The following is a 14,826-nucleotide window of genomic DNA, read 5'->3' on the forward strand; positions in this document are numbered from 1 at the left end:
CCGGAGCATACCAAAGCCCTTATGCGGGCACCATCAATCAGGGGGCACTGCGAGACCCACCCGGCGGCGCGAACATCTTCGGTCAGCGAATGACCAGATGCTCTCCTTCTCGCCGCACCGGCATGGCAAAGTCAAAAAGATCGGCCTGAGCGGCGAGATCGAGATCGGCCAACGGCAGATTCGGCCAGGTGCCGGCGCTAAAGCGCTGGCCGAAATCGGAGGTCCGCACCCGCTGAGCGTAGGCCTCGGGTGCGGGATTATCGCCCCGGAGCAGGGACTCTATGTAATCGGCACAAGCGATGTCCTCGTCACCATCGCGATCGACCCATTCGCCGGTAATGACAAAGCAAACCTCCCTGGCCTCTGCCGCCCGGATCGCCTCGGCCGTTGCCCGCGCACAAACGAGGCTGGCAGCATAGAGTTGGCGTGCCTGGCGAAACCGCTGCAGGCCGCGCACCCCGGCCGCCGTGCTCATCACGACGTTCTTGCCGGCCAGGTCAGCCTGCATCAGCCGGGAGGGTGAATTGCCGAAATCGAACCCGGGCGCCGGATCGCCACCACCCACGGCGCCCACCGACACCGGGTCGGGGATTCTGCCGATCAGGGCAATCGCCATGGCGAGCCCCTCCACCGGATAGATCGCCCGCGCGCCCTTGGCGAGCGCCACCGCCGCCGTCGTGAATGAACGCAAGGTATCAATGACGACCACCGTGTCATTGGCACTCGCCTGGTTATGCAGACGATTCAGGAAGATGCGGGAAAATCTCATGGCACTCGGGCAAACATAGGCTCAAAGGCTCGGCACGACTTCAACTTCTTGCACACTTCAAAATAGCCGCCCTGAACCTTCCCGGCAACCGTCACGCGGAGAACGATGCGCTACTCAACAAGCGTCGGGCAGCCCAAGGCAGTAGCGGCCTGGTTCAGGCCTTCAAATATGGAATTGGCCAAAGCTTCCGGGAAACTCTTCGGTAATTTGGCGGCCACCTCGGCGATAGCTTGAGGGGTTCTGGCGACCAACTCGTCAATCAGTGCAGGAGCATCAGGCAGATGGCAGCATTGCGCCGTCTGTTCAAAGTGTTCGCGACGAATTTCCGACCATTTGTAATGGCGGTTCTTGCCTTCAATCGCCATGGCCATTTTGACCTTGTGCGCAGAAAGGCGGCCGGCCCCATGCCCCATGACCGGGTGCGCGGAAAGCACGTCGTAGCGCGGGGTCAGGTGGTAAAAGCCCTTCGGCTCAATGAATACGCTGAAATTCTTGGCATGACCATCGATTGCGGCCAGCATCCAGAATAAAACCTGGGTTCGGAAGAAGTCGTGCCGATCGGCTTGTGCCTGGCTTGATCCGTTAAGCTGATCGAGAATCGGACGAATCCCGGGGCCACCCTGGCTTTCGTATTTGATGTCCGGCGGGACGCCAAAGACTTGCGCAAAGTCTTCCTGAGGGAGACGGAGCAGGCGACCATCCGCCATCCAGCGGCGGTCGAAGCGTTCGACACAGAGCGCTTTCATTTCCCCAAACTGCACAATCTCGGCGTTGGCGACGGGGATATCAAAAGCCTGCAATAGGCGGTGGCAAAGCCACTCGTTTTCAACTGAGGTCGATAGATCAATGCCGCCTGGCATTTGCCCCATCGGCAATTTGAAAATATGGGTCGTCGGTGTGGCACCCAGCGGGCGGCACCAATTCTCCTTGTGCCAAAGGAGGGCCGTTTTTTCCTGTGCGCCGGCAATGGAAATCCGGAAGCTGTCGTCCGCTTGGGTAAAGGCAGGCGCTGTTAGGGTGCCGGCCAGATGTTCCGCGACTTGTTCATCGGACAGCGGCTCGCACTGGATGGCGTCGGTTGATGGCGGGTTTTCGCCATCGGGCATGATCTGCAGGGCACCCACGCAATCTCGACCGATTTCGGCGAGTAAGCGGAATGCTTCGGTTCCGGTCGAGAAACGCTTGGCCAGCCGTTGCCGAATGTTGTCGTTGTCCGGCAGCAGATTCTCAAAGTAGTTGCGGACGAGTTCGCCCTTGTACGGCGCGGTGGCTGGCCGCAGGGGCATCGACAAGGAAATCGGACGCCCGAGCGGCGAAGCGAGCCATGTTTCATCGTAATGAAGTTGATGCTCGCCCTGCGCTGTGACGACCCACGTGCCAACCCGCTGGCCGTTCATCCAGAGGCTGAGTGCGCCTGATTTCTTGGGGCGCCGCATTACCACTCCTCGCTACTGCTGCTGCGCATGGCGGCGATGAAATCGAGGCTCATGGCGACATCGACCGCAGACATGTAGCGCAAGAGGCTATCGACGCTGCAGCGCCAAGGCTCGGTTTCCAGTAGTGAGATGGTTTTTTGGCCAAGGCCGCTCAGCTTTGCCATCTGAATTTGCGTCAAACCTTTTTGCTTGCGCAATCCTTTTAAAGTGGGGCCGATCTGCTGCTGGTTTGTAATGACGAAGGCCACTGCACACTCCGCAAAAACGTCGTATAGGGGATATTACACAAATACGCCCTTTAGGGCTTATTTAATATTTATACCTCATAGGGCGTAAACCATAATTCCAGTTACAGTGGAGTTTTCTGGCGGAGCGAAAAGTCAGAAAACTCTAACGGGCCGAATTTTTTCCTGAATACATCTCGCCATCCAGCAGCTTGATGAAATTCCGTTTCGGTTTGAACTGCACGCGCAGCTCGGCCAGATAGTCACCGTACTGGGCAAGCTGGTTCTGCGTTTTCATCAAGCTGCCAATCTTGCGAACCAGTTTGATTGCCTCGCTGTAAGCGGCGTTATTGGTCTGCTCGACGATGGGCGGCACCAAGCGGCGGTAAAGGCTGACGGCATCACTTGGGCGCCCGGATTCGAGCTTCCCGGCCAACGCTATCAGCAGGCTGCGATTACAGCTACCCTGATGCACCGCCGACCATGCCGTATCCAGGTCCTCTTCCCACAAGGCAATCTGCAGGCGTAGCGAATAGTCGGGAGCCATCGGTTTCGGCCGCCAGCGGCTCGTTGCCGCCGCCTCGCGAGCAATGAACTCATCAACCTTGATCAAGGCCCGCTCCCGTTGCTCCGGCCAGGTGCCGAGCTGGCCGGCGACATCATGCAGCTTGAGGTAGTGTTCGAGAGTCGGAGATTCGTCGAACTGAATCCAGGAGAGTTGCAGCGCCTCGTCGTTTCGCTGGCACTTGAGGTAGGCCGCCACCAGAAAATCCCTCAGCCGATTATCGGGCCGCTCGGGAAAAGCCTTCAGGCCGCGCTCCGCCCAATCCAACGCCTTTTCCGGCTGCTCGGCCTTGGCATAGATTTCGGCGATGCTGAGATAGCAGTAACCGGCCGAAAGATCACGCGACTTGATCGCGACCAATTCCTCGATGTCGCCACTTGCCTTGGCCAGTTGTTCCATGATGTGGGTGATCCGGTATCGATGACCGTCGTAGCCATCCTGGCTGTCGCGTTGCTTGATGTTGTACCACTCGGCTTCGGCCAGCTCACGGTAGCGGCGCAATCCCACGTCGCCAAGGACATCGCGGTAGGTGGCGGCATCGAAGCTGCACACATTGAAGGGCAGCGTGGTTTCAAGGCGAAAAAGACGCTCGGCCAGTCCGCCCGGTTCAGGCCGCGCCATGGCGCAAGCCTTCAGGTGCAATTCGCCGAGGCCATGGAGCGTGTCGCCGACTTCGCCATTTGAGTCGTCGATTTGTTCGAGCGCATTCTCGACACGTTCGATGGCGTATTCAGCCAGTTCCACCAGGACCGCCGCAGTATCGGGTTTCAGCAGATCGGCGAGCGACTCCACCACTTGGTCGATATTGCTGGCATAGGTGCTCACCTCACGCCAATCAAGATAGCCGTGGAGACGCGTCGCACCGTCGATGGCCTGCCGGAATGCCTTGGCTATCTTGCCACCACCGCCCGAGCACTCGGTCTTGAGCAATAGCGACTGATAGAGCCGGTCGTCGCGTTGGGCTACATCCAGCAGCAATTCGATCAAGGTTTCCGGTGATTGCGTGGCCAGGAACTCCTTGATGTCCTGCCATGGATCGCGCCGCTTCTTCTGGCCGGAAACCACACCCGCTTGCACCGCTGCAGAATTTTCAGCAAGCCATGCCAGCCCGACGGCCACGCAATGTTTGCAAAAATATCCGTCGGCAGCACGCGGACAAGAGCAGTCGTAGGCCAGATCACCTTCGTCATCCCGGAGTTCAACCTGATAGGTTTCGCTGCCTTCGACCTTAGCGGTGATCTTGTCGTCAGTTAGCCGCAGGCGGCGAACCGCGCCGACGGAAAAATACTGTTCCCCACGCTGGAGAGCTGTGGTTCCGGCGAATTCTTCGAGAGTAGCGCGTGAGATGAGGTCATTGAGCATGTTGCGAGAAGTCCATGGCTTTGCTAATGCACCGTACACACCATGCAAGGGTCGAACGAACGAACGACATGCTGCACGGTTGGCGGGGCGCCTTCTCCGGCCGGCAGGCCGACCAAGGCCTGTTCGAGCGGGCCGGGCAAGGCGTTGCTGTCGCGCGGGGAGAAGTTCCAGGTGGTCGGGGCGATGATCTGGTAGCGCTCGATGCGGCCGCGTTTGATGCTCAGCCAGTGCCCGAGGCTGCCGCGGGCGGCTTCGACAAGGCCGGTTCCGGTGGCGTCGTCGGGCATGTCGCCGTGGGCACAGAAGGCTTCGCCGGGTTGCAGGGCCTGAACCCAGGATTCCATGGCGGGCAGGACGAGGGCCAGTTCGAGCAGGCGGGCGACGACGCGGGCCATGACGCTGGCCCCTTCGCGCTGCACCAGGTCGAGCAGGAGCGGGTGGCCGGCGATGACCTGGCGGGCCAGCGCGCCGACTTCGTAGGGCTGACCGGCATAGCGCGGCGCCTTGCACCAGGTGTAGGCTTCCGGCTTGCCGGAATCGACCACCGTTTCACCCTGCGCCGGATGGCGCGGCTGACCGGTCGCCAGCCAGGCGCTGGTGGTGTCTTCATCGATGGCCACGGGATCGAAGGCCGCCGCTTGACTGCCTTGCCAGGTGCCTGCGGGAAAGAGGTCGTAGGCGCCATAGGAGAGGAAAGCATCGTAGGCGCGCCCCATCTGGTCGAGGCCGAGATCCGTGGCCGCGTCTAGAAACGCCGGGAAGTCGCCAGCCCGGCCGGCGGCCCAGGCGAGCAATTGGTCTTTGCTGGCCAGTTGGGAAACTGCGGCCAGCGAATCGCCAAACAGGCGCTTTTCGAGAAAGCCACGAAATTCGCGGAGCAGCGCCAACAAGCGAATACGCTCGCCGGCAGTAATCGCCCGCGTGCTGCCGCCGGGCTGAATGGCCAGGGTGTGCGGCCAGCGACCGGCGAGAAAGCCCATCAGCTTGAGGAAGCTAGCGCGGGCTGACAGGACTTCGGCGGCGGCATCCCCTTTGACCGCCGCGAAGCGCTGGGCGACCGGACCATGCCAGTGACGCCCGGCATAGGCCGGACGGGCAAAGTCGGGCATGAAAAAGAGGTAGAAGTGCGTCAGGTGATCGGCCAGGTTTTCGGTGGCCTGGATCAGATGGCGGGCGAGCAGGCCGTTCGGCGTTGGGACGATACCCATCGCATCGGCCAGCGCCGAGGCTGCCGCCGCCGACTGGGCGACCGAACAGATGCCACAGATACGCGGCACGATGGCCAGCGCGTCGAGCGGTGCCCGGCCGACCATGATCTGCTCGAATCCACGAAAGAGCGGCGAATTGACCTGTGCCGACTGGATTCGCCCGTTTTCCAGATCGAGGCTGATTTCGAGGTCGCCTTCAACCCGATTGAATGGCCCGACGAGGATGCGCGTCATTTGCCGCCGCCTTTTTTCCGGATCGCCGGCAGAACCACCGGGTGGTCGGCCACCGAGTTGTTGCGCACCCGCTTTGGTGTCGCCGATTTGGAGAGCGCGGCCAGCGCGACGAACCAGGCTTTTGGCATATCGGTCGGCAGACCGATTGGAATGCCGGCCAGCTTGGGCGTTTCCTGGAAGGCGTGGCCGGGTGACTCGAAACCCGGCTCGGTGCAGGCGATGCAGGCAAAGCCGCCGCGCAGGCAGGAGCCGCTACCATTCCACGGCCGCAGGTTGCAGTCGGCGTGGGCCTGCGTGCCCTTGCAGCCGAGGTTTTCCATCAGGCAGCCAAGGTCGGACTGCTTCTCGGCGCTGGCCTTGAATTCGTAATACTCGTTGCGGGCACAACCGTGGTGGACCAGGCCACCGGCGTAAAGCAGGGGCCGGCCGAACTCATCGAGATCATTGGCGGCAATGCCTTCCAGTGCTGCCTTTTCCAGGGTATCGACCACCCAGCCGGGATGCGTCGGGCAGCCGGCAATGTTGATCACCGGTAATTCGGCCGACGACTGGAAACCGGCGCCAAGCAGGCCGCCCGGTGTCTGTTCGTCGAATTGCAGGCCGCAGGCTTCCAGCGGATTGCCCGGCGTATTGGCCGAAAAACCGCCATAGGCCGTGCACGAGCCAATCGCAAAGACCCATTTGGCGTGGCGGGCCAGACGTTCGACCCATTCCGTCAGCGGTCGGCCACTGCCCGCCATCAGGTGGAATTTGCCGGTACCGTTCGGGCCACGCAGCATGGCACCTTCGATACACAGCGCGTCGAAAGCCATGCGCCCTTCGGCACAGTCTTCGAGAATGCTCAGTGCCTCGTCGCCGCTTTCGACCGACAGCGCCGGGTGCCAGAGGAATTCGATGCCAGCATCACGCAGTTCGTCGAACAGCGAACGAGGCTCGGAGCACAGCATGGACTGCGTGCAACCGCCGCAGCCGCCGCTCTGCAGCCAGAGCACCTTCATTCAGCCTGCTCCAGTCCGTGGCGAACCAGCTTGGCCCGCAGGCCAACCCGTGACAGGCCCAGCTCCCGGGCCGCCCGGGATTTGTTCCAGCGATGGCGGATCATCGCTTCCTTGAGGACGTGCATTTCCAACTGATCCATGCGCTCCTTGAGCCCCCCGCTCAATCCGGCGGCCCACGCCAGTTCGTCGTCCGGGCGGGCTTCGTCGAAATCGCCGACCGGTGTGCGCAGGACGCGCGGTGAGAGCAGGTCGGCGCCGAGCAGTGGCGTCGTGGACAAGGCCACCATGCGCAGAATTTCGTTCTGCAGTTCGCGTACGTTGCCCGGCCAGCGATAGGCGGCAATGCAGGCAAGCGCTTCGTTGGTAAAACCTTCGACCGATTTGCCGAGCGCGTTGCAACTGCTGTCGAGCAGGCGGCGGGCAAGCAGTGGCAGGTCCATCGGCCGCTCGCGCAGCGGCGGTACATGCAGGGCGATGGTTGCCAGCCGGTAGTAGAGATCTTCGCGGAAACGGCCGGTGCGGACATCCTGCTCCAGATCGCGATTGGTCGCGGCAATGACCCGGACATCGACATGGACCGGACGATTGCTGCCGAGCGGGCGAAACTCGCCTTCCTGCAGCACACGCAGCAGCTTGACCTGGAACGCCGGACTGGTTTCGCCGATTTCATCGAGGAAAAGCGTGCCGCCATCGGCCTGCTGGAACAGGCCGACGCGATCCTCCACCGCCCCGGTGAAGGCACCGCGCTTGTAGCCGAAGAGTTCCGATTCGAGCAAGGTATCAGGCAGGGCGCCGCAGTTTTCGGTAATGAAGGGCTTGCTGGCCCGACGGCTTTCGTAGTGGATGGCGCGGGCAATCATTTCCTTGCCAGTCCCCGACTCGCCGGTGACCATCACCGACAGGTCGAAAGGCGCAACACGCCCAACCATGTCGCAGACGGCATTGATCGGACTGCCCGGTGCCCGAATGAAGCCGGCCAGGCCGAAACTGCTCTTGACCTTTTCCTGCTTGTGGTCGACATGCCGTTTCAGCACCGGCTCGGCCGTGCGCAAGTCGAGCGACAGGCGCTGGTTTTCCTGCTGCAGGCGCCAGACCTCGGCGGCGCGCTGCATGGTCAGCAGCAGTTGCTCGGGCTGCCAGGGCTTCAGCAGGTATTGCCAGATGCCTGCCTCGTTGACGCCGGTGATGATGTCCTCGGCGTCGGTATAACCGGACAGGATGATGCGCACGATGTCCGGCCAGCGGTTCCGCACTTCCCGCAGGAACTGCACGCCGGTCGTCCCCGGCATGCGCTGGTCGCAAAGCACGATGCGAATGGCCGCGGTGGCCTGCTCCCGCTCGAGGATTTCCATGCCCTCGTCGGCGCTGGACGCACACAGCACGTCGAAATCTTCTTCCAGCGTTCGGCGCAAGGCCTCCTGCGAACGGACTTCGTCATCGACGACAAGGATGGCCGGTAGTTTGCGCAGGCTGCGGTTGGAAGCCGGGTGGCTCATTCGGGAATCTTCCAGTCAAGATCGCGGTGACGGGCAAGGTGGCGCGGGGTCCACGAATGCGCCGAGCGGGAGACAAAATGATAGCGCGCGACGTGGTACGAAGGATCGAAACCATAGAAATTGCGCCGCATTTCCTTCAGTTCTTCATCACGGTAGGCCGAAAGCGGCTTGATCGCTTCATCGGCCTGCCGTTTGGCCTGCTTGGCCGCAAGGCGCTCGGCCAGGTCGGGCGCTGCCGCCAGTTCGGCGGCCCGCCGGGCGATATCGACCGTGAAACCTGGGGCTGGAAGACAGGCATCGTAGAAACCGAGTTCGACCGCCTCTTTCGCGCTCATCGGCAATCGGTGGCGCATGATGGCCCGCGCCCCTTCCTCGCCAACACGTGGCGGCAACAGATAAGTCCAGAATTCCGAGCCGTACAGATTGCCCATGTTCTTGTAATGCGGGTTGAGCACCGCGCCGTCGCGTACCCAGACAAAATCGGCTGCCCGGGCCAGGAAACAGCCGCCCGCCCCGGTGTTGCCGCCCACAGCCGCCACGGTCAATTGCGTTTCGCAGCGCAATATCGCTTCGGCCAGATCATCGATCGCGTTGATGTTGGCCCACGACTCGTCCGACGGACTTTCGGCCGCCTCGATGGTGTTCAGATGGATGCCGTTCGACCAGAAATCGCTGCCGCCACGCAGCACGATCACCTTGGTCGGCTGTGTTGTCGCCCAGCGAAAGGCCTCGGTCAGTCGCCGGCATTGCTCGGTACTCATCGCGCCGTTGTAGAACTCGAAACTGAGGAAACCGACCCCGGCCGCCTCTTCATAGGCGATTTCCTGCCAGGTCGGCGTCGCCGATTTCCGGTAGCCGGACAAAGGCAACTCCGGCAGTTCGAGCGCCTCGGGGAAAGCCTGTGTCGCCGGCAGCTTGATGCCCCCGGGTCGCTTGATGTGACCGATCCAGGCGGCACCATCGACAGTCGCCCGACAAATGGCGCTTTCACGACGGCCGAGCAGACTGCCCGGCGCGCCTTTCAGGGCACTTTCCGGCCAGGCATCGAACAGGTGGCAGGGCTGGCCGAACAGTTCGTCGGCCACGCCGGGAAAACCATCGGCGGCGTTCAGTTTGGCAATGATGGCCGCGCTGCTTTCGGCTTGCCAGTCGATACGCCGGTCGGCTTGTCGCATCAGGGCATGAGCCTGACCCGGCACACGTACCGGCACGAAATTGCCGGCGCATTTGCGGTCGACGGCCTGCAGCACCGCCAAGACGGCTGCTTCGGTCACTTCATTGCGATAAATCGAGGCTTTCCTCGCCGCCCGCATCGGGAAAGTTGCCGAAGCCCAGACCGGGCCGGCATCCATCTCCGCTTCGGCCTGCAGCACGGTGACACCCCATTCCTTGACGCCGCCCTGGATCGCCCAGTCGAGCGCCGATGGGCCACGGTCGCCGACGATGCCGGGATGCACCACCAGGCACAGCTGACGCGACCAGATCGATTCGGGAATGGCTCGCTTGAGGAAGGGCGCGATGATCAGATCGGGCCGGAAAAGACCGACCGCCTCCTCGCTCACCGAGTCGGCAATATCGAACTCGATACTGATTTCATGGCCGCGCGCCGCCAATTCGTAATACAAGCGCTGCGTCAGGCTGTTGAAACTGTGCGTAATGAAGAGAATTCGCATGTTTTACACTTCTTTACAATTTATTTGGTGGCGACGATGTCAGGCAGGACAAGGCTTTGCGGGATGCATTTTCCCATGCTGCATTGCACTATCACCTTCGCGATATTTTTGATGTAACACCGTTTGACTACGATGCGCTGCAACAAAAAAGGAACTTGGAAATGACAACGCAAGCCCAAAGAAAGCCCGCCAAGCAACGCAACATGCCCGTCAACCGTGCCCCGCGTCCGGAATACGTCGCCGCCATCCGCTACCCGGACGGCCGTCGTGACCTGTTCCACATCCGTAACGCCGACAACCTGGCCGACGCCCGCGAACTCGTCATTTCTGAAGTCGGCGACGTCCGCTCGGTAATGATTGCGCTGCGCCACTGATCGCTTAGCAAATCCGCGGCAACTGCTCGCCGCTCAACCAGTCCACGATACGCTTGCCGCCGAAACCAGTGGTCATCTGGACAAAATGATGGGGATCTTCATGCACGCGGCCAATGATCGCCGCGTCCGCCCCCAGCGGATGGCCCCGCATCGCAGCCAATAAATCTTCAGCATCCCGTTCGGCACAGATCGCGACCAGTTTGCCTTCGTTAGCCACATAAAGCGGGTCCAATCCCAGAAATTCGCAGGCTGCATTGACCGCCGGCTTCACCGGCAGTGCCTTTTCCTGCAGCATCATCCCGACGCCGGATTGCTTGGCGATCTCGTTCAGCGTCGTCGCCAGCCCGCCCCGCGTTGGATCGCGTAGCACGTGAATATCCGCGCCGCTCGCCCGCATCGTGGCGATCAGGCCATGCAAGGCCGCCGTGTCGGAAACGATGGGCGATTCGAAGCCCAGGCTCTCGCGCTCAGCCATGATCGCCATGCCGTGATCGCCGAGCGTGCCGGAGACCAGAATCACATCACCCGGCTGCGCATTACGCCCGGACAGTTCGTTCCCCGGCCGCACCACGCCGACGCCGGTTGTCGTGATGAACACCCCGTCCCCCTTGCCGCGCTCGACCACTTTCGTATCGCCGGTTACCACCGGCACCCCGGCTTCTTTCGCTGCAGCCGCCATACTTTGCACGATGCGCGCCAGATCGGCGAGCTTGAATCCTTCTTCAAGGATGAAACCGGCAGAAAGGTAGAGCGGCTTCGCCCCCATCATCGCCACGTCGTTGATCGTGCCATGCACCGACAGGCAACCGATATCGCCGCCGGGGAAAAACAGTGGCGAGACGACATGCGAGTCGGTTGCCATGACCAGACGGCCTTCGCCCGGTGCTGGCAACAAGGCACCATCGTCGCCTTGGGCGAGATATTCGTTGCCGAGGTATTTGGCGAACAGTTCCTCGATCAGTTGTGCCATCGCCCGACCGCCGGAGCCATGGGCCATGTCGATCTGGCCGTGTTTGATGTCGAGGGGACGGACGTAGGTTTTGCGGGTTTGGGTCATGGAATTGGGATGATGGATTTTGGGGAGGGTTCCTGCTTCAAACCTTGCTTTCCGCCTTGAGGGCGGGCGTACTTTCTTTTGCTTCGCCAAAAGAAAGTAGCCAAAGAAAAGGCGACCCCCGGGTCGGCGCCGGCTACGCCGGTCCCTTGCGCTACTCGGCAGGCCGGGCGGCTGGCTAAACTCGCCTGCGGCTCAAACACCGCCAGCCGACTACCCCCGGCCCGCCTGCGTTGCTCAGCGTCTCTCAGGGGGACCCGAAAGGCCTCCGGAATCGGGCAGAGGCGCCAGAAATGGAATGCTACGGTCGGCCCGAAAAAAAGGCCAAAATCGAAAGACCCCTCGTCGGCCACGGATGGTTTAGCGGGCCCCTTGGGAGGCGCCGAGCAACGCAGGGGCTGGCGGAAAAAGGGCGAGCACTGTCTGAGGGCGTAGCCCGAGTTGCGCAGCCCCCGCCAGAACCGAGTAGCACAGGGAACCGGCGTAGCCGGCGCCGACCCAGGGTCGCCTTCTTTTTGCTTACTTTTTCTTGGCGAAGCAAGAAAAAGTGAGACGCGCCTCAAGCGCGGAAAACAACGGCCGAACGAGCGCAAAACCTCAAAGGGAACTGGGGTCTGACCCCAATTAAGCAGCGCTCTGGATTCCCGCCTCCGCGGGAATGGCAGGCAAGCAACCTCAGGCCACATCCTTGTACCGCCCATAGGTGTAATGCGCCGCACAAGCCCCCTCCGACGACACCATGCACGACCCGACCGGATTCTCCGGCGTGCACACCGTCCCGAAAATCTTGCAATCCTGCGGTCGTTTGACCCCGCGCAGGATCGCCCCGCACTCACAGGCCTTGTGATCGGGCACCGAGGCATAACCGAGCGGAAAGCGCTTTTCGGCGTCAAATTCGGCGAACTGGCTGCGAATGCGCAGCGCCGAGTAGGGCAGGATGTTCAGGCCGCGCCATTCGAAGTTCTTCCGCATCTCGAACACCTCAGCGACCAGTTGCTGCGCCTTGAGGTTGCCATCACGGCTGACGGCGCGAGCGAATTCGTTCTCGACCTCGGCACGGCCTTCGTTGACCTGGCGGATCAGCATCTTGATCGCCTGCATCACGTCGAGCGGCTCGAAGCCGGCGATGACCACCGGCTTGCGGTATTCCTCGGCAAAGAACTCGTAGGGCCGGCTGCCGATAATGGTCGACACGTGGGCCGGACCGATGAAGCCATCGAGCGGTACGGTGCCCCACTGGCGAACTTCCGGCGATTCGAGGATGCTGGAGATAGCTGACGGCGTCAGGACATGGCAGCAGAGTACCGAGAAATTCTTCAGACCGAGCGCCGCCGCCTGCTTGATCGCTACCGCAGTCGGCGGCGTCGTCGTCTCGAAGCCGATGGCGAAGAAGACGACCTGCTTGTCCGGGTTCTTCTGGGCCAGCGTGACTGCATCGGCGCTCGAATAGACCATCCGGATGTCGCCGCCCCGCGCCTTGGCCTTCATCAGTGACAAGGCATCGGAGGCCGGCACGCGCAGGCAGTCGCCGTAGGTGCACAGCGTGACACCCTGCTCCAGCGCCAGGCGGATCGCCTGATCGACGCGGCCGATGGGCAGCACGCAAACCGGGCAGCCCGGGCCGTGGATCATCTTGACGTTGGCCGGCAACAGGTCGGAAACGCCGTAGCGCGAGATGGCGTGGGTGTGGCCGCCGCAGAATTCCATGAAATGGTAGCTGCGTGCCGGATCGGCCTCGGCGCGGATCGCTGCCGCCAGCGTTTGCGCGACGTCACCGTCGCGGAACTCGTCGATGTACTTCATCAGTGGATGGTCGGGTCGCCGTCGGCCAAGGCGTGCTCGCCCATTTCGGCGAACAGCTTTAGCGTCTTCGCAGCCTCTTCCGGGTCGAGTTTGTTCAGCGCGTAGCCGACATGGACGATCACGTAATCGCCCACCGCCACACCCTCGACCAGGGCCAACGAAATTTCCTTTTTTACCCCGGCCAGATCGACCAGAGCATTGTCGTCGGGGCGCAGTTCAACGACCTGCGCGGGGATCGCGAGACACATCCGCGTTGCTCCTCAATATCGTTTTTATAGTGGCAGAGTCTAACCCGCCGGAATCAATTTCGCTTGCCTGCCAGACGCCGAAAAAAGCCACGCCGTGAAACCGCCGGCTTCTCTTCTGCCGCAGCTGCCGGCACCGCTTCCGGGGTGGCCGCCGGCAGGGCAAATACGGTCTTGATGGCATCCACCGCCACCACGCGCGCCTGCGCCATGTCGGCCAGATTGGTGACCGGGGCGATCAGCGGACAATACTGGTAAGGGCCGATATCGGGATCGTCATCGGCAATAAACTGCATGGTGCCGCAGGGCAGGTTCAGGTAGCGCCGTTCGCCGGCCGGAATGTCGCCCCACAACTGGCCGCCACCGGAGACCAGCACCAGGTTGAGGAACCACGGCGTGATCACGACACCCAGCCAGTCGCCTTCGTAGCGGGCAAAGCCGATCGCCTCGACGCCCAAGGCCGCGTTGACGAAAGGCATGTCGCGCATGCGCGTCTGCCAGACGTGACGGTAATGCTTTTCCAGGAAGGCGGTAGGATCGTCGTCGCGCGGCACGGCCGGACGAATCGGCGGTGGCGCCAGGGCGGGAGTACGAATGCGTTCAGTCATGCGGGCGGTTCAAGTCCTGAAAATGCAGTGTCGGATCGAAATCGCCCTCCAACGAGGCGGCCAGCGCCGAGAGCGCATCCTCGATCAGCGAGCGCTGCTCGTCTTCAACCACTTCCCGCGCCAGCCCCAACGAGGTCAGCACCCAAGTGCCGACCGGCTGCGGGCCGATCAGCATCATATTGATGCGTTCGCGCTCACCATCCCGCTCGACCCAGGCGAAATCGCCGGCATTTTCGCCCGCACCTTCCCATTCGACAATGCGTTTCGGAATCGACAGGCACATCAGGTGCGGGCCTTGGCTTCGATGCCGAGCAGGCGCAATTCGGCCAGCGTCATTTCGATCAATTCCGGCACCCGCGCCGCGACCTCGGGTGACAGTTTCATGCCTAGGCTCATCGACACCGGCTGCATGCCGACGATGGCAATCGACTTCGGGGCCTTGTCCGTGAATTCCAGACTGGCCAGCACATCGGACAGGCTGACCTGATGCGGCGACAACTTGGTCTTGAAGAAGACCGGCACGTCGTCGCCCTTGAGCAGGATGGGGGTGGCCGGCGGCTGATTGGCACGGACGCAATCGACAACGATCAGGCCATCGAGGTCTTCCAGCTGCTCCAGCATCTCCATGCCGCAAGTGCCGCCGTCGATTACTTCGACGTCCGGCGGCAGCACGTAGTCGCGCTCCAAGGCTTCGATGGTGCGAACGCCGACACCCTCATCGGTCAGCAGGATGTTGCCTATACCCAATACGACGATACGCATGTTCAATTCCAAAAA

The 14,826-nt window shown here is 61.9% G+C and carries 15 protein-coding genes; 1 reads left to right on the forward strand and 14 read right to left on the reverse strand.

What is annotated here, in order from left to right:
* Positions 1 to 82: 82 nt before the first annotated feature.
* The 8 genes from KI617_RS18905 to KI617_RS18940 form a co-directional block, all read right to left on the reverse strand.
* Entirely contained in the window at positions 83 to 769 is a 687-nt protein-coding gene (locus KI617_RS18905) for a 2-phosphosulfolactate phosphatase (protein ID WP_226448976.1), read from the reverse strand.
* Positions 770 to 879: 110 nt separating this feature from the next.
* Positions 880 to 2,205: a type II toxin-antitoxin system HipA family toxin gene (locus tag KI617_RS18910; RefSeq protein WP_226448978.1), complete on the reverse strand. Its 1,326-nt coding sequence runs from the start codon at positions 2,203 to 2,205 to the stop codon at positions 880 to 882.
* Positions 2,205 to 2,453, reverse strand: coding sequence for a helix-turn-helix domain-containing protein (locus KI617_RS18915; RefSeq protein WP_226448980.1), 249 nt, complete (start codon positions 2,451 to 2,453; stop codon positions 2,205 to 2,207). Before KI617_RS18915 ends, KI617_RS18910 begins: the two co-directional genes overlap by 1 nt.
* Before the next feature lie 142 nt (positions 2,454 to 2,595).
* Positions 2,596 to 4,356 (reverse strand): SWIM zinc finger family protein, encoded by a 1,761-nt coding sequence (locus tag KI617_RS18920; RefSeq protein WP_226448982.1) that lies wholly within the window; start codon positions 4,354 to 4,356, stop codon positions 2,596 to 2,598.
* A gap of 23 nt (positions 4,357 to 4,379) precedes the next feature.
* A complete protein-coding gene (locus tag KI617_RS18925; RefSeq protein ID WP_226448984.1) occupies positions 4,380 to 5,798 on the reverse strand; it encodes a nickel-dependent hydrogenase large subunit in 1,419 nt (472 codons plus the stop codon).
* Positions 5,795 to 6,796 (reverse strand): NADH-quinone oxidoreductase subunit B family protein, encoded by a 1,002-nt coding sequence (locus KI617_RS18930; protein WP_226448986.1) that lies wholly within the window; start codon positions 6,794 to 6,796, stop codon positions 5,795 to 5,797. Before KI617_RS18930 ends, KI617_RS18925 begins: the two co-directional genes overlap by 4 nt.
* Complete coding sequence (locus tag KI617_RS18935) at positions 6,793 to 8,292, reverse strand: sigma-54-dependent transcriptional regulator (RefSeq protein WP_226448988.1); 1,500 nt, start codon at positions 8,290 to 8,292, stop codon at positions 6,793 to 6,795. Before KI617_RS18935 ends, KI617_RS18930 begins: the two co-directional genes overlap by 4 nt.
* Positions 8,289 to 9,965 carry a hydrogenase maturation protein gene (locus KI617_RS18940; protein ID WP_226448990.1) on the reverse strand — a complete coding sequence of 559 codons (1,677 nt, stop codon included), beginning with the start codon at positions 9,963 to 9,965 and terminating at the stop codon, positions 8,289 to 8,291. The genes KI617_RS18935 and KI617_RS18940 overlap by 4 nt, the downstream gene beginning before the upstream one ends.
* A 161-nt stretch (positions 9,966 to 10,126) precedes the next feature.
* On the opposite strand from KI617_RS18940, the gene KI617_RS18945 reads away from it, so the two are divergent.
* Positions 10,127 to 10,339, forward strand: a complete 213-nt coding sequence (locus KI617_RS18945; RefSeq protein WP_226448992.1) for a hypothetical protein — start codon at positions 10,127 to 10,129, stop codon at positions 10,337 to 10,339.
* Between the two features lie 4 nt (positions 10,340 to 10,343).
* Here the strand turns inward: KI617_RS18945 and hypE are convergent, their stop codons facing one another.
* The 6 genes from hypE to KI617_RS18975 form a co-directional block, all read right to left on the reverse strand.
* Complete coding sequence (gene hypE / locus KI617_RS18950; protein WP_226448994.1) at positions 10,344 to 11,396, reverse strand: hydrogenase expression/formation protein HypE; 1,053 nt, start codon at positions 11,394 to 11,396, stop codon at positions 10,344 to 10,346.
* Between the two features lie 672 nt (positions 11,397 to 12,068).
* Positions 12,069 to 13,196 (reverse strand): hydrogenase formation protein HypD, encoded by a 1,128-nt coding sequence (gene hypD, locus KI617_RS18955; protein ID WP_226448996.1) that lies wholly within the window; start codon positions 13,194 to 13,196, stop codon positions 12,069 to 12,071.
* A complete protein-coding gene (locus KI617_RS18960) occupies positions 13,196 to 13,444 on the reverse strand; it encodes a HypC/HybG/HupF family hydrogenase formation chaperone (RefSeq protein WP_226448998.1) in 249 nt (82 codons plus the stop codon). The genes hypD and KI617_RS18960 overlap by 1 nt, the downstream gene beginning before the upstream one ends.
* A 53-nt stretch (positions 13,445 to 13,497) precedes the next feature.
* On the reverse strand, positions 13,498 to 14,049 hold the full coding sequence (hybE, locus tag KI617_RS18965; RefSeq protein WP_226449000.1) for a [NiFe]-hydrogenase assembly chaperone HybE: 552 nt from the start codon (positions 14,047 to 14,049) through the stop codon (positions 13,498 to 13,500).
* Positions 14,042 to 14,332, reverse strand: coding sequence for a HypC/HybG/HupF family hydrogenase formation chaperone (locus tag KI617_RS18970; RefSeq protein ID WP_226449002.1), 291 nt, complete (start codon positions 14,330 to 14,332; stop codon positions 14,042 to 14,044). Before KI617_RS18970 ends, hybE begins: the two co-directional genes overlap by 8 nt.
* Entirely contained in the window at positions 14,332 to 14,811 is a 480-nt protein-coding gene (locus tag KI617_RS18975; protein ID WP_226449004.1) for a HyaD/HybD family hydrogenase maturation endopeptidase, read from the reverse strand. Before KI617_RS18975 ends, KI617_RS18970 begins: the two co-directional genes overlap by 1 nt.
* Positions 14,812 to 14,826 lie beyond the last annotated feature (15 nt).

Source organism: Ferribacterium limneticum, from assembly GCF_020510625.1.
Classification (GTDB): domain Bacteria; phylum Pseudomonadota; class Gammaproteobacteria; order Burkholderiales; family Rhodocyclaceae; genus Azonexus; species Azonexus limneticus_A.